Source organism: Microbacterium sp. NPDC089188 (assembly GCF_040685155.1).
GTDB lineage: Bacteria > Actinomycetota > Actinomycetes > Actinomycetales > Microbacteriaceae > Microbacterium > Microbacterium galbum.
The window spans coordinates 772,374-789,547 of record NZ_JBFBHH010000001.1 but is presented as its reverse complement, the minus strand read 5'-3'; the positions used below and the strand labels follow the sequence as shown (position 1 = coordinate 789,547).

Annotated in this window: 15 protein-coding genes; 7 read left to right on the top strand and 8 right to left on the bottom strand. The window is 71.8% G+C overall.

The genetic code is table 11. The features are described from left to right. The first annotated feature begins 10 nt into the window (after positions 1–10). From AB0N80_RS03620 to AB0N80_RS03600, 5 genes are all read left to right on the top strand, one after another. Positions 11–1,336 (top strand): M20/M25/M40 family metallo-hydrolase, encoded by a 1,326-nt coding sequence (locus AB0N80_RS03620; RefSeq protein WP_363577617.1) that lies wholly within the window; start codon positions 11–13, stop codon positions 1,334–1,336. 311 nt (positions 1,337–1,647) lie between these two features. Continuing rightward, on the top strand, positions 1,648–2,676 hold the full coding sequence (locus tag AB0N80_RS03615; RefSeq protein WP_363387708.1) for an amino acid ABC transporter permease: 1,029 nt from the start codon (positions 1,648–1,650) through the stop codon (positions 2,674–2,676). Beyond that, positions 2,673–3,455, top strand: a complete 783-nt coding sequence (locus AB0N80_RS03610; protein WP_315993880.1) for an amino acid ABC transporter ATP-binding protein — start codon at positions 2,673–2,675, stop codon at positions 3,453–3,455. Before AB0N80_RS03615 ends, AB0N80_RS03610 begins: the two co-directional genes overlap by 4 nt. 199 nt (positions 3,456–3,654) lie before the next feature. After that, positions 3,655–4,656 carry an ABC transporter substrate-binding protein gene (locus AB0N80_RS03605; protein WP_363577615.1) on the top strand — a complete coding sequence of 334 codons (1,002 nt, stop codon included), beginning with the start codon at positions 3,655–3,657 and terminating at the stop codon, positions 4,654–4,656. A 67-nt stretch (positions 4,657–4,723) separates the two neighbouring features. Beyond that, positions 4,724–5,239: a GNAT family N-acetyltransferase gene (locus AB0N80_RS03600; protein WP_363577613.1), complete on the top strand. Its 516-nt coding sequence runs from the start codon at positions 4,724–4,726 to the stop codon at positions 5,237–5,239. A gap of 16 nt (positions 5,240–5,255) precedes the next feature. On the opposite strand, the gene AB0N80_RS03595 is transcribed toward AB0N80_RS03600, so the two are convergent. Together AB0N80_RS03595 and AB0N80_RS03590 are read right to left on the bottom strand one after the other, a co-directional pair. Beyond that, complete coding sequence (locus AB0N80_RS03595; RefSeq protein ID WP_363577611.1) at positions 5,256–6,554, bottom strand: SpoIIE family protein phosphatase; 1,299 nt, start codon at positions 6,552–6,554, stop codon at positions 5,256–5,258. Positions 6,555–6,653: 99 nt separating this feature from the next. Next, positions 6,654–7,154 carry a GNAT family N-acetyltransferase gene (locus AB0N80_RS03590; RefSeq protein ID WP_315993884.1) on the bottom strand — a complete coding sequence of 167 codons (501 nt, stop codon included), beginning with the start codon at positions 7,152–7,154 and terminating at the stop codon, positions 6,654–6,656. A gap of 169 nt (positions 7,155–7,323) precedes the next feature. On the opposite strand from AB0N80_RS03590, the gene AB0N80_RS03585 reads away from it, so the two are divergent. Together AB0N80_RS03585 and AB0N80_RS03580 are read left to right on the top strand one after the other, a co-directional pair. After that, positions 7,324–8,040 (top strand): GNAT family N-acetyltransferase, encoded by a 717-nt coding sequence (locus AB0N80_RS03585; protein ID WP_363577609.1) that lies wholly within the window; start codon positions 7,324–7,326, stop codon positions 8,038–8,040. Continuing rightward, positions 8,037–9,047: an LLM class flavin-dependent oxidoreductase gene (locus AB0N80_RS03580; protein WP_363577607.1), complete on the top strand. Its 1,011-nt coding sequence runs from the start codon at positions 8,037–8,039 to the stop codon at positions 9,045–9,047. Before AB0N80_RS03585 ends, AB0N80_RS03580 begins: the two co-directional genes overlap by 4 nt. Before the next feature lie 136 nt (positions 9,048–9,183). Here the strand turns inward: AB0N80_RS03580 and AB0N80_RS03575 are convergent, their stop codons facing one another. From AB0N80_RS03575 to AB0N80_RS03550, 6 genes are read right to left on the bottom strand one after another with little or no spacing between them, the layout of a single operon-like run. Next, the gene (locus AB0N80_RS03575; RefSeq protein ID WP_363577605.1) at positions 9,184–10,368 is read right to left on the bottom strand and encodes a PLP-dependent aminotransferase family protein; all 1,185 of its coding nucleotides are present in this window, start codon (positions 10,366–10,368) and stop codon (positions 9,184–9,186) included. After that, positions 10,365–12,011 carry an ABC transporter ATP-binding protein gene (locus tag AB0N80_RS03570; protein ID WP_363577603.1) on the bottom strand — a complete coding sequence of 549 codons (1,647 nt, stop codon included), beginning with the start codon at positions 12,009–12,011 and terminating at the stop codon, positions 10,365–10,367. The genes AB0N80_RS03575 and AB0N80_RS03570 overlap by 4 nt, the downstream gene beginning before the upstream one ends. Further along, positions 12,008–12,916 carry an ABC transporter permease gene (locus tag AB0N80_RS03565; RefSeq protein ID WP_363577601.1) on the bottom strand — a complete coding sequence of 303 codons (909 nt, stop codon included), beginning with the start codon at positions 12,914–12,916 and terminating at the stop codon, positions 12,008–12,010. Before AB0N80_RS03565 ends, AB0N80_RS03570 begins: the two co-directional genes overlap by 4 nt. Continuing rightward, on the bottom strand, positions 12,913–13,929 hold the full coding sequence (locus tag AB0N80_RS03560) for an ABC transporter permease (RefSeq protein WP_315993890.1): 1,017 nt from the start codon (positions 13,927–13,929) through the stop codon (positions 12,913–12,915). Before AB0N80_RS03560 ends, AB0N80_RS03565 begins: the two co-directional genes overlap by 4 nt. Before the next feature lie 35 nt (positions 13,930–13,964). Continuing rightward, positions 13,965–15,611, bottom strand: coding sequence for an ABC transporter substrate-binding protein (locus AB0N80_RS03555; protein WP_363577598.1), 1,647 nt, complete (start codon positions 15,609–15,611; stop codon positions 13,965–13,967). Between the two features lie 43 nt (positions 15,612–15,654). Continuing rightward, positions 15,655–17,070 carry an FAD-linked oxidase C-terminal domain-containing protein gene (locus tag AB0N80_RS03550; protein WP_363577596.1) on the bottom strand — a complete coding sequence of 472 codons (1,416 nt, stop codon included), beginning with the start codon at positions 17,068–17,070 and terminating at the stop codon, positions 15,655–15,657. Positions 17,071–17,174: the final 104 nt, after the last annotated feature.

The following is a 17,174-nucleotide window of genomic DNA, read 5'->3' as shown; positions in this document are numbered from 1 at the left end:
GCTCCTCCCCGTGGACGACGAGACCGGGGCCGGGTCGCCGCAGCCGGGCGGCCCGCAGCCCGACGCCCTCGAGGCGGAGGCGCTGGAGTTCATCCGCGCCCTGATCCGCATCGACAGCGTCAACACCGGCGACCCCGCGACGATCGGCGACGGCGAGACCCGGGCGGCGCGGTTCGTGCAGGCGCAGCTCGAAGACGCCGGGTACGACACGACGCTGGTCGAGCCCGTTCCCGGGCGGGCGAGCGTGATCGCACGCCTGGCCGGGTCGGATCCGGATGCCGGTGCCCTCGTCGCCCACGCGCACCTCGATGTGGTGCCGGTGGATGCCGCCGACTGGACGCATCCGCCGTTCGGCGCCGAGATCCACGACGGCATGCTGTACGGCCGGGGAGCCGTCGACATGAAGGACTTCGCCGGCATGCTGCTGGCGATCGCGCGGACATTCCGGCGCGAGGGGATCGTGCCGCGCCGCGACCTCATCTTCGCGTTCTTCGCCGACGAGGAGGCCGGGGGCGTGTGGGGTGCGCGATGGATCGTGCGAAACCGCCCCGAGCTGTTCGCCGGGGCGACCGAGGCGATCAGCGAGGTGGGCGGGTTCTCGCTACCGCTGCCCGGTGACCGGCGCGCGTACCTCGTCGCCACAGCCGAGAAGGGGGTCTCGACCGCGACCCTCACCGCCCGAGGCCGCGCCGCGCACGGCTCGCGTCCGACCACCGACAACGCCGTCGTGCGCCTGGCGCAGGCCGTCGCCGCGGTCGGTGCGCACACGTTCCCCGTGGTCCGCACGGCGACGCTCGAACGGTTCGTCGAGACCTGGGAGCGCGCGGGCGGGCGGATTGACGACCTCGGGTTCGCGGCATCCCTCCTCGACGCGGGGCAGCGCAACACCGCGTCGCCCACGGTGCTGACCGCGGGCGGCAAGCCCAACGTCATCCCCGGTTCGGCGAGCGCCGTCCTCGACGTGCGGATCGTCCCCGGGCAGCACGACGCGGTGCGCGCGGCGCTGGCCGCCGTCGTCGGCGACGACGTCGAGGTGACGTGGGCGCGCGACATCGCGGCGATCGAGTCGCCCGTCGACGCACCGCTGGTCGGGGTGCTGCAGCGCGCGATCAGCGCGGAGGACGCCGACGGGGTGGTCGTGCCGTACCTGCTGCCGGCGAGCACCGACAACAAGCACCTGAGCCGGCTCGGCATCCGCGGGTACGGGTTCGTGCCGTTGCGCGTGCCCGCCGATTTCGACGTGTTCGGACAATTCCACGCCGCCGACGAGCGGGTTCCCGTCGAGGCGCTCGCGTTCGGCACGCGGGTGACGGCGCGGATCCTGCGCGAGGCCTGAAACACCGCCCGGGAGCCCGGTCCGCACCGCGAGCCGCGCCGGACTCCGGCGAGGTCGGGTCCCCACCGTGGGAAGCCTTCCGGATGCCGGTGTCTCAGCGCGCCTCTCCGGACCGCGGCACCCCGGTCCGCACCGCTAGCGCGCCGCCCTTCTGCCGTCGAGCGCATTACCGCCCGTGACACCGGGTTTCGGTGCGTGGCGGAGCGTTTCGACCCGTGAACCCGCGCCTCGCGGAGCTCTCCGAGGCGGTCGTACCGTGACCCTCACCCACCGACGCCCCCGCGTCGTTCCGGAGTCTCGAGGAGCACGCCATGACCACCACCGCGCCGGCACCCGCCGACCGCACGGCACCGCCTGCCGCGTCGACCGCCGAGGTCGACCTCGGCACGATCGCCGTGGTCCCCACCCGCCACTGGTGGCGCTGGATCTTCAGCGCCCTGCTCTTGTTCGTCGTCGCCCAGTTCGCCTGGAGCCTCGTGACGAACGACCGCTACATGTGGGGCACCTTCGCGCAGTACTTCTTCGCGGAGCCGGTGCTGATCGGCATCGGGTACACGCTCGGGCTCACCGCGATCTCGGCCGTCGTCGGCTTCGCGCTCGGGACCCTGCTGGCCCTCGGCCGCCTGTCGGCCTCCCCTCTGCTGAACGCCGTCGCGTGGGGCTACATCTGGTTCTTCCGGTCGGTGCCGCTCGTGGTGCAGATCATCGTCTGGTACAACCTCGGCTACCTCTACCCGACGCTCGGCCTCGGCACCCCGTTCACGACCGACTTCTGGATCGTCGAGTTCCCCACCGTGCAGCTCGTGAGCGCCTTCGCCGCGGCGATCCTCGGCCTGGGCCTTCACCAGGCGGCGTACTCCGCCGAGATCATCCGCGGAGGGCTCGTCTCGGTCGACCCGGGCCAGCACGAAGCGGCTGCGGCCCTCGGCATCCCGGCATCCCGTCGCCTGTTCCGCATCATCCTCCCGCAGGCGATGCGCTCGATCGTGCCGAACGCCACGAACGAGGTGATCGGGCTCGTGAAGGGCGCGTCGGTGGTGTTCGTCATCGCGATCCCCGAGCTGTTCTACGCCGTGCAGGTCATCTACAACCGCAACAGTCGCGTGATCCCGCTGCTGCTGGTCGCGGTCGTCTGGTACACGCTCATCACCACGATCCTCAGCGTCGCGCAGTACTACATCGAGCGGCACTACGCCCGCGGTTCGGCCCGCGCTCTTCCGCCGACGCCGGTGCAGCGCACCCGCCGCTGGGTCAGCGCGCAATGGGCACGGCTCGGCGACGCCCCTCCCGGCGGAACGGATGCCGACGGCCCCGCCGCCGCGAAGGGGGTGCGCGCATGAGCGCCATCGCCCCCACCCGCGGACTCGTCGAGGTCCGCAACGTCCACAAGGCGTTCCACGGCACCGAGGTGCTGAAAGGCATCGACCTGACGGTGCACCCCGGCGAAGTCGTGGCGCTGCTCGGCCCGAGCGGCTCGGGCAAGTCGACGCTGCTGCGCACGATCAACCACCTCGAGACCGTGGATGCCGGCTCGGTCACCGTCGACGGGGAATTCATCGGCTACGAGCTCCGCCACGGCAGACTGCACGAACTGCGCGAGCGCGAGGTGCTGCGACGTCGCACCCAGGTGGGCATCGTCTTCCAGAACTTCCACCTCTTCCCGCACTTGACCGCGCTCGAGAACGTCACCGAAGCACCCCTGGCCCTGAGACGCCTCGGCAAGGATGGTGCCGCCGAACTCGCGCGCGGATTGCTCGACCGCGTCGGGCTCGCGCACAAGGCCGACGCCTACCCGCGGCAGCTGTCGGGCGGCCAGCAGCAGCGCGTCGCGATCGCCCGCGCCCTGGCACTGCAACCGAAGGTGCTGCTGTTCGACGAACCGACGAGCGCCCTCGACCCGGAGCTCGTGGGCGAGGTGCTCGACGTCATCCGCGACCTGGCGAAGCTCGGGACGACGCTCGTCATCGTCACGCACGAGATCGGCTTCGCCCGCGAGGTCGCCGACCGCGTGGTGTTCCTCGACCAGGGGCGCATCGTCGAGCAGGGCACGCCCGACGACGTGCTCGTGCGCCCGCAGCACCCGCGCACGCGCGAGTTCCTCGCGAAGGTGCTCGGTTGACGCGCACCCCCGACACAGGTCTTTGAGCCCGTCGAAGGGACCGGGACCGGCGAAGCGCCCGGTGCAATCCAGGTCCCTGAGCCCGTCGAAGGGACCGACACCCACGATGCGCCCGGTGGCTTCGACAGGCTCAGCCACCTCCGACCCCGCGACGCGACCCTGCGCCGCGGCACCCCACCCTCACAAGGAGACACACACCATGGCCCTCAGCAAGAAACAGGGGATCGCCCTCGGCGTGATCGCCGCCGCCCTCGTCGCCGTCGTCGGCGTGGGCGTCACGATCGGCCTCACCCGCCCCGTCGAGGCGGAGGCAGCGGCCGCCCCCACGGCCACCGCCGGCGCGAACCCCGAAACGGGCGACATCCCCCGCATCACGGGCACGGCCGTGCCCGAGGCCGTCGCCGCCCTGAAGGCGAGCGGCTTCACCCCGATCGAACCCGGCAAACTCACCGTGGCGGTCGGCGCCTTCGTCCCGCCGCTCAGCTACCAGCCCGAGGGCACGACAGCCGCGACCGATGTCGCCGGCACGGAGCCGAACATCGGTGAGCTCATCGCCGAGGGTCTCGGCCTGGAGTACAACCCGGTCGTGGTCGCGTGGGCCGACTGGCCGCTCGGCATCCAATCGGGAAAGTACGACCTGATCACCGCGAACGTCACCGTCACCGACGAGCGCAAGGAGCTGTACGACTTCGCCAGCTACCGCCAGGACCTGCTCGGCTTCTACGTGCGCTCCGACAGCGCGATCTCGAAGATCGAGGAGGCCGATGACATCTCGGGCCTGAAGATCGTCGTGGGCTCCGGCACCAACCAGGAGAAGGTGCTGCTGAAGTGGAACGAAGAGCTGACCGCCGCGGGCAAGGCCCCCGCCGAGCTGAACTACTACGACGACACCGCCGCCGCGACCCTCGCCCTGCAGTCGGGCCGCGTCGACGCCACCTTTGGCCCGAACGCGACCGCCGCCTGGGCCGCGCGCGAGACCGGCCAGACGAAGCTCGTCGGCATCATCCCCGGCGGCTGGCCGCTCGCGGCCGACATCGCCGCGGCGACGAAGAAGGGCAACGGCCTCATCGAGCCCGTCGGCATCGTGCTGAACGCCTACATCGCCGACGGCACCTACGCGAAGGTGCTCGACGCCTGGGGCCTGACGTCGGAGGGCGTCGACGAGAGCGAGATCAACCCTCCCGGACTCCCGAAGTCTTGACCCTCCGGCGGGGCCCGGTCGTCAGCGACCGGGCCCCGCCGCCTGTCCTGCGAGAAGAATGGATGCCATGCCCCCCACGCCCCCATCGACCGTGACGATCCGTCTGGTCGAACCGCACGAGTACGCCGAGGCCGGTCGCGTCACCGCCGACGCCTACCGCCACAGCTACGACGGCCTGTCCGAGGCGTATCTCGACTCGCTCGCCGACGTCGCGGGCCGCGTCTCGCAGGGCGAGGTCTGGGTCGCGGTGGACGGCGGCGAGATCGTGGGCACGCTGTGGACGCCCCGACCCGGCGAGCGCCTGTCACCCCTCGCCGAGGACGGCGAACTCGATTTCTGTCAGCTGGCCGTGGCACCGTCGGCGCGCGGTCGTGGCATCGGGGAGCTGCTCACGCGGCACGTGCTGGCGATCGCGCGCGAGCGCGGGGCGGCGCGCGTCGTCATGAACAGCGGGCCCGAGATGCTCGGCGCCCACGCGCTCTACGGCAAGCTGGGGTTCCGCCGGCTCACGGAACGCGAGAACCCCGTCGAGGTGGAACCGGGGCGTTTCCTCGACCTGAAGGCCTTCGGATACGACCTCTGAGACGTTCCGGATCCGCTCAGCGTGGCGACCACGTGACGGCGAGCACCGTGACGTCGTCGTCCTGCTCCTGGGCGCCGGCGCGGGTGATGAGGTCGTCCACGAGGGCGTCGATGTCGTGGTGCGCGGCGACCAGGGCGGCGTAGCGGTCGATCGAGTCGAGGGAGCCTCCGAACAGGTCGAGCACTCCGTCGCTCACGCTGACGAGGCTGTCGCCGGGATGCAGAGCCGCGTCGAAGCTGGACCAGCTGGTGCCGACACCGACGGGCAGGTGACCGGACCGGAGGAACTCGACAGCGCCGTCACTGCGCCGCAGCACGGTCAGACCGTGACCGGCGTCGACCCACCGGATCGTGCCGTCGGGGGCGATGCGCGCATGGAAGCACGTGCTGAACTGCGCGCCGACCATATCGGTCGGCCCTGTGCTCAGGCCGACCGCCGTCCGTTCGAAGGCCACGGCCGGATCCGCATCGTCGCGACCGCTGCGGATGACCGTGCGCACCGCGGCGGCGATCATGCCGGCGCCCGCGCCCTTGCCCATCACATCGCCGAGGGTGACGGCCGCGCCCCCGTCGGGCGTCGGATACCAGTCGAAGAAGTCGCCGCCCACCGTTCGAGCCGGAACGCACGCACCCGCGACCCGGAACGCGTCCGGCAGATCCGAACCGTCGGCGGGTTGGAGCGAGCGCTGCACGAAAGCGGCTTCCGACACCTCCGCCTCGGCGAGCCGTCGACGGTGCTGCGAAAGCGAGAGCTTGAGCAGGGACCGACGCGACAACTCGTTCACCACCCCGCCGACCGCGGCGTACACGAGCATCGCGATGGAGAGGCGGACGAGCTCGCTGGGTGTCAGGCCGCGCTCCGAAGAGAGCAGCAGCGGCAGCAGGAGCGCCGCGCAGACCCCGAGCAGCGGGACGAGGATCCGCCACCGGCCGCGTCCGGCTGCGATCCAGATGACCGGGAGCACGACGATGACGAAGAAGACCGATTGGCTGTCGCCGGTGCCGTACCGCAGCAACCCGATCGCGAGGAAGTCACCGAGCGGGACCACGATCTCGGCCCGGCGAAGGGCGGGCCATCGCGCCATGAGCAGCGTCACCACGACCAGGGCGAGTGCCACACCCACGCCCTGCCACATGCGCGCGGCATCGGTGACGAGCAGCCAGGGGATCGCCCCGCTCGCGACGCCCGCCACCACGACGAGAGCCGCCACGACGGCTTGCTTCGCGAGAGGTTCCCACGAGGTCTGCACGGCGGGCAGAAGCCTCGCCCCCGCGCTCGACGGCCGGACACGGGTGCGCGGAAGCTCCTGGGTCACCCTCCCAGTCAACAGCGGATGCCGGGATGGCGGCCGATCTGGTCCGGAACCGCACAGAATTCGGCCGCGTCGCGCAAGCGTCGGGTGCCCCGCGCTCGGTCAGCGCAGCGGCTTGGCGAAGCACCTCGACGACGGGAACCGCTGGTACGGCGGGAAGACCTCGACCGCCCGGTACCCGATGCTCTCGTAGAGCGCGATCGCCTCGGGCTGACGATCGCCGGTCTGCAGGATCAGTCTGTCGGCGCCGCGCCCGCGCGCCAGGCGCTCGAGCTCCGCCATCAGCGCGCGACTGGCGCCCCGGCCCCGCGCCCTCGGGTCGACGTACACCCGCTTGACCTCCAGCTCGTCGCCGAGGGCACGAAGCGCCGCGTGCCCGACGGGCTCCCCCGACGCGTCGATCACCAGCACCGCGTCGACGATGCTCGCGGGATCGACCGCGAAGTCCTCGGCGAGAAGCGCGGCGACCTCGGCATCGAAGGCGGCGAAGACCTCGGCATAGCGTGGGGAGACCTCGGCATCCATCGCCTCGCGCAGCGCGACCGCGCGGCGGTCGTCCCAGTCGACGCTCTCGAGGACCCATGTCGCGTGCGAAGCCGTCATCTGGTCAGTATCGCCTTCGTCCCGGAGGACGGAACGAGACGGCGAAACGACCGGTAACACGCCTCTCAGCGTCGCTCGGGACACGAAATGGCAGCCCTCCTCGCGGCTCCGGGTTGCGCGTGATGACCGACGAGTTGCACCGCGCCCGCGACCGGCGCAGAGTGTCCCGGTGACCTCCGCCTCGACCCTGCCTCTCCCCCACGCCGACGCCACCGTCCTCGACAACGCCGCGTGGCATTCGCTCGCCGGCCCGCACGCCTCGTTCGCGATCGGGGGCGACCTCGCGCGGCGCTATCCGGCCGACGTCGCACCCTTCGTCGCCGTGCGCTCGTGGGACGAGCCCGGGGTGTGGGACGCCCTGCACGAGCTCGTCGGACCCGGCGCCGAGGTCGGCCTGTCGGGCTACGAGGGCGAGCTCCCGGCGGGCTGGGAGTACCTCGGCGGCGGCGAGGGCGTGCAGCTCGTCGAGACCGACGCCCTGCACACGCGCCCTTTCGAGGAGGCGATCGAGCTCGGGGCCGATGACGCCGCCGACATGATCGCGCTCGTCGAGCGCAACCAGCCGGGCCCGTTCCGACCCCGCACGTACGAGCTCGGTCGGTACATCGGCATCCGTCGGGAGGGTCGTCTCGTCGCCATGGCGGGCGAGCGTCTGCATCCCGCCGGCTGGACCGAGATCAGTGCGGTGGCGGTGGATGCCGACCACCGGCGGCAGGGGCTCGCCTCGCGCCTCGTGCTCGACGTCGCCTTCCACATCCAGCAGCGCGGCGATCGCGCGATGATGCACGCCGCCGCGACGAACGTCAACGCGATCGCCGCGTACGAGAAGCTCGGCTTCGCGCTGCGGCGGCGCAACCGCTTCGCGGCGGTGCGTACGCCGGCATGACCCGCCGCCTGCGCTCCCTCGGCTTCCTCACCATCGGCCTGTTCGACCGCGACGATCCGCGGGCTGGACACGAGACGACGCTGTCGATCATCGAGCGGGGCGAGGACCTCGGCTTCGACAGCGCATGGCTGCGCGATCGCCACTTGCAGTACGGGATCTCCTCTCCCGTCGCGGTGCTCGCCGCGGCATCACAGCGCACGAGTCGCATCCGGCTCGGGACGGCCGTGATCCCCCTCGGGTGGGAGAACCCGCTGCGGCTGGCCGAGGACCTCGCCACCGTCGATGTCCTCTCCGGCGGTCGCCTTGAGCCGGGTTTCTCGGTGGGCCCTCCCCCGCGTCTCGATGATGTCGCCGCTGCCCTGTACCCCGACACCGTCGAGCACGAGGAGTTCGGGTACGAACGCCTCGCGCGGTTGCGCCGCTTCATCTCCGGCGAACCCGTGAGCACCCGCGCCGGCATCGAGGGGATCGAGGAGTTCTCCGAGCGCGTCGAGCCGCACTCCCCCGGCCTGGCCGAACGCCTCTGGTACGGGGCGGGAAGCGCCCGGTCGGCGGCCTGGGCGGCCGAGAACGGCTTCCACCTGCTGACCAGCAGCGTCGTGCAGGCGGGCGAGAGCACCGACTTCGACCAGGAGCAGCACGCGCAGATCCGGCTGTACCGCGAGTCGCATCCCGCGGGCGAGCACGCCCGCGTCTCGCAGGGACTCGTCGTCATCCCCACCGACTCGGCGACTCCCGAACAGCGCCGGCGCTACGAGGCCTATGCCGATGCGCGGCGTGGGCGGGTCGGCATCCCCCAGGGCCCGCGCGGGCTGCTCTTCGCCGAAGACCTCGTCGGCACCGCGGAGCAGATCGCGGAGCGCCTGCTGTCGTCGCGGGCGTTCCCGGAGGTCGACGAGGTGGCCTTCGCGCTGCCGTTCGACTTCGCGGCCGATGACTACGCGCAGATCCTGGACGACATCGCGGGGCGTCTCGGGCCGCTGCTGGGATGGGCGCCTGCCACCTGACGCCCGTCGCGGCGTGAGACCGGCGATCACTGACCGGGCGCCGCTCACCGCAACCGCGCAGAACTCGGGGTCGCGCGGCTCGCGAGAGCCGCGAACCGCCCAGCCTGCGCGAGTGCGGTCGGTCCCGCCGCGCGATTCAGAGCTGCCGCGCCACCGCCCGCTCCAACCGCGCCGCCGCCTCGCGCAGACGCTCCTCGTCGACGTCGCCGTAAGCGAGGCGCAGGTGCCGGTCGGCATCCGTCCCCGGCCCCGAGGGGAAGAACGAGCCGCGCTGGTACTCCACGCCCTCGGCGCTCGCGTCGGCGGCGAGGCGATCGGCATCCACCCGGTCGTCGACGAGTCGCGGCCAGAGGAACAGTCCGCCGTCGGGCACCGTGACGTCGAAGGAACCGGATGCCGAGAGCACCTCGGCCAGGGCGTGCGCCCGCGACCGGTACAGCTCCCGCGCGCCCGTGAGGACCCGGTCGAACAGCCCGGCGTCCCCCGTCAACAATTCGGCGACCACGGCCTGCACGAGCGTCGACGAGTGCGAGTCCTGGCGACTGCGCAGGGCCACGGCATCCCGGACCAGGCGTTCGGGAAGCACGACCCAGCCCAGGCGCAGACCCGGGCCGAGGGTCTTGGTGAAGGTGTTGACGTGGATGACGTGGTCGGAGTCGTGGAACGGGGCGAGCGACTCGGGCTCGCCGTGGAAACGCAGTTCGCGGTAGGGGTCGTCGGCGAAGACGACGAAGCCATACTTCTCGGCCAGGTCGACGAGCTCGCGGCGGCGAGCCGTGGGCAGCGACGACTGCGACGGGTTGTGGAACTCGGGCACCGTGTAGACCGCGGCGGGCCGGGCTCCGGCGCGCAGCTCCGCGGCGAGCGCATCGACGTCGAGCCCCTCGGCCCCCACGCGGATGGGCAGCACGCGCGCGTCGACGAGCTCGAGCCCGCGCAGGAACAGCGGGAACACCGGGTTGTCGACCGCGACGAGGTCGCCGCGCTCCAGCACCGTCTGCACCGTGATGGCGAGCCCGTGGAATCCGCCGTTGGTGACGAGCACCCGCTCCACGGCCACGCCCTCGTGGGCGGCGATCCACTCGCGCAGCGCCGGGATGCCCTCGGTCCGCGAGTACTGCAGCGACGGCGCGCCGGGCCGGGCGAGCACGCGGGCCGTGGCCTCGGTGAGTTCGGCGGTCGGCAGCACGGACGGATCCGGGATGCCGCCGAGCAGCTCGATCGCGTCCGGACGGCGCTCGCGCAGGGTCTGGTCGCCGAACCCCTTCGGCGCGCTGAAAGCCCGGACGAGCACGGGACGGGAGGGGGCGAGAACGGTCATCGGGAGCTCCGGAGATCGGGGGACGGGATCGCGTCGACGAGGGCGCGCGTGTACTCCTCGCGCGGGTGCGAGAGCACGTCGGCCACGCGCCCGGCCTCGACCACGCGTCCGCCCCGGAGCACGGAGACGGTGTCGGCGATCTGCCGCACGAGCGCCAGGTCGTGCGAGACGAACAGGTAGGTGAGGCCGCGCTCGCGCTGCAGGCGGCGGAGGACGTCGAACACCCCCGCCTGCACGGTGACGTCGAGGGCCGAGGTCGGCTCGTCGAGCACGATGACGTCGGGCTCGAGCACCAGGGCGCGCGCGATCGCGACGCGCTGACGTTGGCCGCCCGACAGCGCGTCGGGGCGGCGGCGAGCGAGCTGCGGCGGCAGGCCCACGGCATCCAGGGCTTCGGCGACCTTGGCGGACCTCTCGGTGCGCGTGCCGACGCGATACCGGTCGAGCGGTTCGCGGATGATCCGCCCGACGCTCCACGTGGGATCGAGGGAGGTGAAGGGGTTCTGGTACACGAGCTGGAGGTGACGACGGATGCCGCGGAGCTCCGCCTCGGTGCGCCCGGTCACCGCCGCGCCGTCGACGAGGATCTCGCCGGCGTCGGGGGTCTCGAGCCCCAGCAGCAGGCGCACGGTGGTGGTCTTCCCCGAACCCGACTCGCCCACGAGCGCGTGGGTCGTGCCCGGCGGGACGCGGAAGGAGACCCCGGCCACGGCGGCGCGAGCGGTGCCGTCGACGACGAAGCTCTTCGAGATCTCGCGCACCTCGATGCGGGCGGCGGTGGTGTCGGTGGTCCACGCGTCGACCCCGCGCCCGTCGGCGTGACGGTAGCGGTCGGGGTTGAGGGCCGGGGCGTCGGCCTGCAGCTGCCGGGTGTAATCCGACGTCGGCGCGGCGAAGACGTCTCCGGTGGCGCCCGCCTCCTGGACCCGCCCGTCCTTGAGCACCACGATCTCGTCGGTGCGCTCGGCGGCGATCGCGAGATCGTGGGTGATCAGCAGCAGACCGATTCCGAGCTCGCCGCGCAGCTCGTCGAGGAGGTCGAGGATGCGCTTCTGGATCGTGACGTCGAGGGCGCTCGTGGGCTCGTCGGCCACGAGCAGATCGGGCCGCGGCAGCACCGCGAGGCCGATCAGCACGCGTTGCAGCATGCCGCCGGATAGCTGGTGCGGGTAGGAGTCGTAGACGCGGGCCGGGTCGGGCAGACCCACCCGGGCGAAGATGTCGAGGACGGCCGCGCGGCGGCCGGGGGCGTCGGTCAGCGCCGCCGCCTCGAGCGCCTGCGCGCCGACCGTGCGCACGGGGTTGAGCGCGTGCGAGGGGTCCTGCGGGACGAAACCGATGCGGCGGCCGCGGAACGGCCGGAACCGCGTCTCGGAAAGCCCCAGCACCTCGTCGCCGGCGAACTCCACGCGCCCGCTCGCCCGACCGGTGTCGCGCGGCAGAAGCCGCAGCACCGACCGTGCGATCGTCGACTTCCCCGACCCGGATTCGCCGATGAGCGCGAGGCTGCCGCCGCGCGGGATCGAGAACGACACGTCGTGCACCACGGGGGTGCGCCCGTACGCGACCGAGAGGTTCTGCACGTGCAGCAGGGGCGCGGGCGTCGCGCCCGCCTCCTCGCGGAGGGGAAGGGTGATGGTCATGACGTCCTCCTCAGCCACCGGCTGATGCGGTTGATCGAGAGCACGGTGGCCACGGTCACCAGGGCCGGCCACACGACGAGCCACGGCGCGCGCGGGTAGTCCTTGCCCGCCGAGATGAGCAGACCCCAGTCGGATGCCGGGGGCGGATCGCCGTAGCCGAGGAAGGCGAGCCCCGCGATGACGAGGATCGACAGCCCGAACTGCAGCACGGCGAGCGGGATGAGCGAGCGCGAGGCGTTGGGGAGCACGTGCCGGAACAGCACGTGCAGGGTCGATCCGCCCTGCAGCCGCGCCGCCTCGACGAACACCGACGAGCGCACGCGCAGCACCTCGGACCGCATGACCCGCGCGAACACCGCCACGGCCGAGACGCCCGTCGCGATCGCGGCGTTGATCGTCTGGAAGCCGAGCGAGCTGACGATCACGACGGCGAGCAGGAACGCCGGGATCGCCAACAGCACGTCGACGAAGCGGGCGAGCACGGTATCGGTCCACGAGCCGAGGAACCCGGCGAGCAGGCCGATGAGGCCCCCGACGACGACCCCGATCGCCACGGCGACCAGGGCGCTCGTCACCGACGACTGCGCGCCGAAGACGATGCGGGCGAACAGGTCGCGACCGAGGTGGTCGGTGCCCAGCAGATGCGCCGCGCTCGGCGGTTGCAGCTTGTCGGCGGGCACGCCCTGCGCCGGATTCTGCGCGGTGAAGAGCCACGGCGCGAGCGAGAACGCCACGACCACGGCGACGACCCCGAACGAGACGATCACGTCGACCGGAACGGACAGACGGATGCCACGGATGCGGGCGAGCGGCCCGCCCGGGGCGGATCCCGACACCGATCCCGGCGACGGGTCGGCCGCGGACGGCACCGGGGCCGCGACCGGGGACAGGGGTGCGGCGGTCATACGATGCTCACCTCTTCACGCAGCGCCGGTGCGGGTGCATCGGCCGCGGGGGCGGCGACGGTGCTCCCGCGCGAGCCGATCGACACCCGCGGGTCGAGGAGCGGGTATGCCAGGTCGGCGACGAGGTTGACCACGACGAACACGATCGCCGCGAGAGAGACCACCGCCTGCAGCACCGGAAGGTCCTGGCTCGCGACGGCCTGCTCCACGAGGGTCCCGATGCCCACGCGACCGAAGATCGCCTCCGTGATGAGCGCGCCGCCCAGCAGCTCGCCGACGATCAGCGCGAGCACGGTCACCGTCGGCAGCGCGGAGGGCTTCACGAGGTGACGCAGGAACAGCGCGCCTTGACCGAGGCCGCGTGAGCGCGCCACCGCGACGTACTCCTGCCGCGACTCGTGGTCGAGCGAGGCGATGAGCACCTCGGCGAGCTGCGCCGAGACCGGGATGCCGAGGGCCACGGCCGCGAAGAACGTTCCCCAGGGCGTCTCGGTGTCGATCATGCTGAACAGCCCGAGCCCGAAAGCGAACACGTGGATCAGCAGCAGGCCGATCACGAAGTTCGGCACGGACAGGAAGAGCGAGGGCAGCGAGCGCAGCACTCCCTGACCGAACCGGGGCGGGAGGAACTGCGTGCCGTACGCGATCGCGACGGCCAGCACCACGGCGACCAGCAGGGCGGCCGCCGCAAGACTGAGCGTCGAGCCGAGCGCGTCGAGCACGAGGGTTCCGACGGGCAGGTTCGAGCGCAGGGAGACGCCGAGATCGCCGACGACGAAGCGCCCGAGCGACGACCCCAGCTGCACCCACCACGGCTGGTCGAGGCCGTAGTACGACACGATGCGGGCGATGTCGTCTTCGGTGAAGCCGTTGTCGGGGTTGCGCAGGGTGCTCGTGATCGGGTCGCCGGGCAGGATGCTGATCACGAAGAACGTGAACAGGTACGCCAGCAGCACGACGACGAGCGCCTGGCCCGTGCGCCGCAGCGCGAAGCGGCCGTAGGTGCCGAGCATGCTCTCTCCTTTCGTTCGCGAAGGTCGGGAGGACGTCAGCGGGTGAGCCAGGCGTCCAGGTAGTACGCGTAGGCGAGGCCGTTGTACGAGACGCCGTTCACCTCGGGCGCCTGAACGTAGACGCGCTGCACGATCTGGGTGAGCGGCACGAAGTAGCCCTGCTGAAGGATGTAGCCCTGCAGCTCGTCGGCCACCTTCGCGCGGGCGTCGCGGTCGGTGGCCGTGGCGATGCGCGTCGACAGGTCGTTCAGCGTGGCATCCGACGTGCCGACCTTGAACCAGTCCTCGTCGCCCTTCTTCTGCGAGGTCAGGACGCCGGCCACCGTCCCGACGTCGACGAAGCTGCGGGTGATCTCGTTCGCGGGGACCGCGGCGTTGCCGATGACCTTCTGCCCGTAGGTCGGAACGTCGTAGGTCTCGAGGTTCACCTCGAAGCCGAGGTTCGTCAGCTGCTGGTCGACGAGCTCATCGACGGACTGCGACGCCTGGAGGTAGGGGTTGGGGTAGAGCGTGAACGACAGCTTCTGGCCGTTCTTCGTGCGGACGCCGTCGGCGCCCTTCGTCCAGCCCGCCTCGTCGAGCAGGGCCGCGGCCTTGTCGGGGTCGTACGCGAAGTCGGCCGTGTGGTCGGTGGCCTCGGGCACCGTGCTCTGGAACAGCGACTCGGCCGCGAACCAGTCGGGGGTGTAGACCGTCGAGAGGATCTCGTCACGGTCGATGCCGTGCTGCACGGCCCGGCGCACCGTGATGTCGTCGAAGGGAGCCACCGAGGTGTTCAGGGCGTACCCGTTGACGAACCCGAGGTAGCGGGGCGTCTCGACGGTCAGTCCCTCGCCCTTGAGCGCCTCGAGATCCTGCGGGCTGGCGTTGTACGCCACCTGCGCCTGGCCCGACTCGACCGAGGCGGTGCGCAGGGTGGGCTCGGCGACCTGCTTGTAGGTGATCGTGTCGAGGTAGGCCGGGCCCTCGTGGCCGACGGCCTCGGGGCCCCAGTCGTAGTCGTCGCGCTTCTTCAGCACGACGCTGTCGCCCTCGGCGACCTTCTCGACGACGAACGGGCCGCTGCCGATGTCTTTCGTGAGGTCGGCCTGCTGCGCGGCGGGGAGGGCGAGGGTCGCCGGCGAGATCAGGATCGAGCCGTGGTAGGCCAGGGTCGGGAGGAAGCTCAGGGTCGGAGCCGAGAACGACACCGTCACCGTCGTGGCATCCACCGCTTCGGCGCCCACGTAGTTCGCCGAGGGGAACAGGCCGATGCGGTTGATGCCGTCGTCGGGGCGCCCCTTGGCCCAGATGTCGATGTTCGCGACGACCGCGGCGGCATCCAGGGGCGTGCCGTCCGAGAAGGTGACGCCGTCCTTGAGGTGCAGGGTGAACTGCGTCTTGCCGGCGTTCTCGTCCCAGCTCTCGGCGATCCACGGGCTGAGGGTGCCCTCGGCGTCGACGTAGATCAGCTTGTCGGTGAGGTTGCCCCAGATCTGGCCCTGGTAGCTCGAGATCGCGCTGTTGTTCGGGATCCAGGTCGCGCCGAGCGAGTCGATCAGGAAGACGAGGTCGCCGCCGGGCTTCGGCGTCGAACTCTCGGCCGGGCCGGCTGCGGTACCGGCGCCGCATCCGCTGAGCAGGACGGCCCCGACGGTGAGGGCGGAGGCGACGCCGAGGAGGCGTCGGAGACGAAGGTTCATGACGAGTCCTTGTGCTGTGGGGAGGTGCTGTGGGGAACGGGTTTCAGAGGGCTTTTCCGGGGTTGAAGAGCCCGGTCGGATCGAGCGCGTCCTTGATCGCGAGCTGGGCCACGCGCACGCGTTCCGCGAGCTCTTCAGCCGCGAGCTCGCGCTTGACCGTGCCGATGCCGTGCTCTCCGCTGACCGTGCCGCCGACGGCGAGGGCCGCGCGGACGAGGTCGTCGGCCGCGTCGTGCAGGACCGCGGGAAAGGCGGCGGGATCAGCGCCGGCGGGGATGGGCAGGGTGATGACGGGGTGCAGGTTGCCGTCTCCGGCGTGAGCGACGGCGCTCACGGCGACGCCATAGCGCTCCTCGAGGGCGGGGAAGCCCGCGAAGACCTCGGCGATGCGCGACTTCGGCACGGCGACATCTCCACCGACGAACCACGAGTCGTCGTCGAACCGGCGCCCGGACCGTCGCAGCTCCCACAGCGTCTCGGCATCCGCGTCGCTCTCGACGCGCACGCGAGCGCCGGCGCTCTCGAGGGCGACGGTGAGCTCGGCGGTCTGCTCGTCGATACCGAAGCCGTCGAGTTCGATGAGCAGCAGGGCCGCGCCCCGGGCACGGAGTCCCGACTCCTGCGCGGCGTCGATGCCGACGAGGGTGGGCTCGTCGAGGAACTCGATGACGCTCGGGCGCACGCGCGACGCGGTGATGGCGCCGATGCCGGCGGCCCCCGCCGCGGTGGAGTCGAAGAACGCCGTCACCGTGCGGCGGGCGACGGGGAGTGGTCGGATGCGGACGGTCGCCCCGACGACGATGCCGAGCACCCCCTCGGATCCGACGAAGAGCGAGACGAGGTCGAGGCCGGTGACGCCCTTGATCGAGCGGTGGCCGATCGAGACGAGACTCCCGTCGGCGAGGACGACGTCGAGGGCGAGCACCGACTCGCGGGTGACGCCGTACTTGGCGCAGCGCAGGCCCCCGGCGTTGGTGGCGATGTTGCCGCCGATGGTCGAGATGCGCCAGCTCGCGGGGTCGGGGGCGTAGAACAGGCCGAGGGGCGCGAGCCTCTCGTTGAGGGCGGCGTTGAGGACGCCGGGTTCGACGACCGCGACCTCGTCGGCGGGCGAGACCTCGACGATGCGATCGAGACGGTCCGTCGACACCACGAGCTGATGACGGGTCGCCGAGGCGCCTCCCGACAACCCGCTGCCGGCACCGCGCGCGACGATGCTCACCCCGTGCCGCCCGGCGAGGAGCACGAGCTGCTGCACCTCGGAGACGGTGGAGGGGAAGGCGACCGCGGGCCCGTCCTCGTCCGCCTCCCCGTGACGGGGAGCGGTTCCGGCGTCGAAGGCAAAGGGGGCCGTCGCGGCCGAGGGCGCGCGCACGTCGAGGTGCGGGGCGACCTCGCGCACGGCGTCGAGCAGGGCGGGCAGACCGGTGAGCGGGGCGACGACGACGGAAGTGCTCATGGGCGAACCTCTCTCCGGGATGCGATGGGCGACGGGACTCCGGCCGAAGGTAGGCCCCGGTGCCGCCGCCCTCACCTCGGCCGACACGGGCCGTAGCGCCCCGT

What these genes read in the sequence shown, in the direction of transcription:
- AB0N80_RS03615 (WP_363387708.1), top strand. Translation starts at nt 1,648, where the DNA reads ATGACCACCACCGCGCCGGCACCCGCCGACCGCACGGCACCGCCTGCC.
- AB0N80_RS03610 (WP_315993880.1), top strand. Translation starts at nt 2,673, where the DNA reads ATGAGCGCCATCGCCCCCACCCGCGGACTCGTCGAGGTCCGCAACGTC.
- AB0N80_RS03605 (WP_363577615.1), top strand. Translation starts at nt 3,655, where the DNA reads ATGGCCCTCAGCAAGAAACAGGGGATCGCCCTCGGCGTGATCGCCGCC.
- AB0N80_RS03600 (WP_363577613.1), top strand. Translation starts at nt 4,724, where the DNA reads ATGCCCCCCACGCCCCCATCGACCGTGACGATCCGTCTGGTCGAACCG.
- AB0N80_RS03590 (WP_315993884.1), bottom strand. Translation starts at nt 7,154, where the DNA reads ATGACGGCTTCGCACGCGACATGGGTCCTCGAGAGCGTCGACTGGGAC.
- AB0N80_RS03580 (WP_363577607.1), top strand. Translation starts at nt 8,037, where the DNA reads ATGACCCGCCGCCTGCGCTCCCTCGGCTTCCTCACCATCGGCCTGTTC.
- AB0N80_RS03575 (WP_363577605.1), bottom strand. Translation starts at nt 10,368, where the DNA reads ATGACCGTTCTCGCCCCCTCCCGTCCCGTGCTCGTCCGGGCTTTCAGC.
- AB0N80_RS03570 (WP_363577603.1), bottom strand. Translation starts at nt 12,011, where the DNA reads ATGACCATCACCCTTCCCCTCCGCGAGGAGGCGGGCGCGACGCCCGCG.
- AB0N80_RS03565 (WP_363577601.1), bottom strand. Translation starts at nt 12,916, where the DNA reads ATGACCGCCGCACCCCTGTCCCCGGTCGCGGCCCCGGTGCCGTCCGCG.
- AB0N80_RS03560 (WP_315993890.1), bottom strand. Translation starts at nt 13,929, where the DNA reads ATGCTCGGCACCTACGGCCGCTTCGCGCTGCGGCGCACGGGCCAGGCG.
- AB0N80_RS03555 (WP_363577598.1), bottom strand. Translation starts at nt 15,611, where the DNA reads ATGAACCTTCGTCTCCGACGCCTCCTCGGCGTCGCCTCCGCCCTCACC.
- AB0N80_RS03550 (WP_363577596.1), bottom strand. Translation starts at nt 17,070, where the DNA reads ATGAGCACTTCCGTCGTCGTCGCCCCGCTCACCGGTCTGCCCGCCCTG.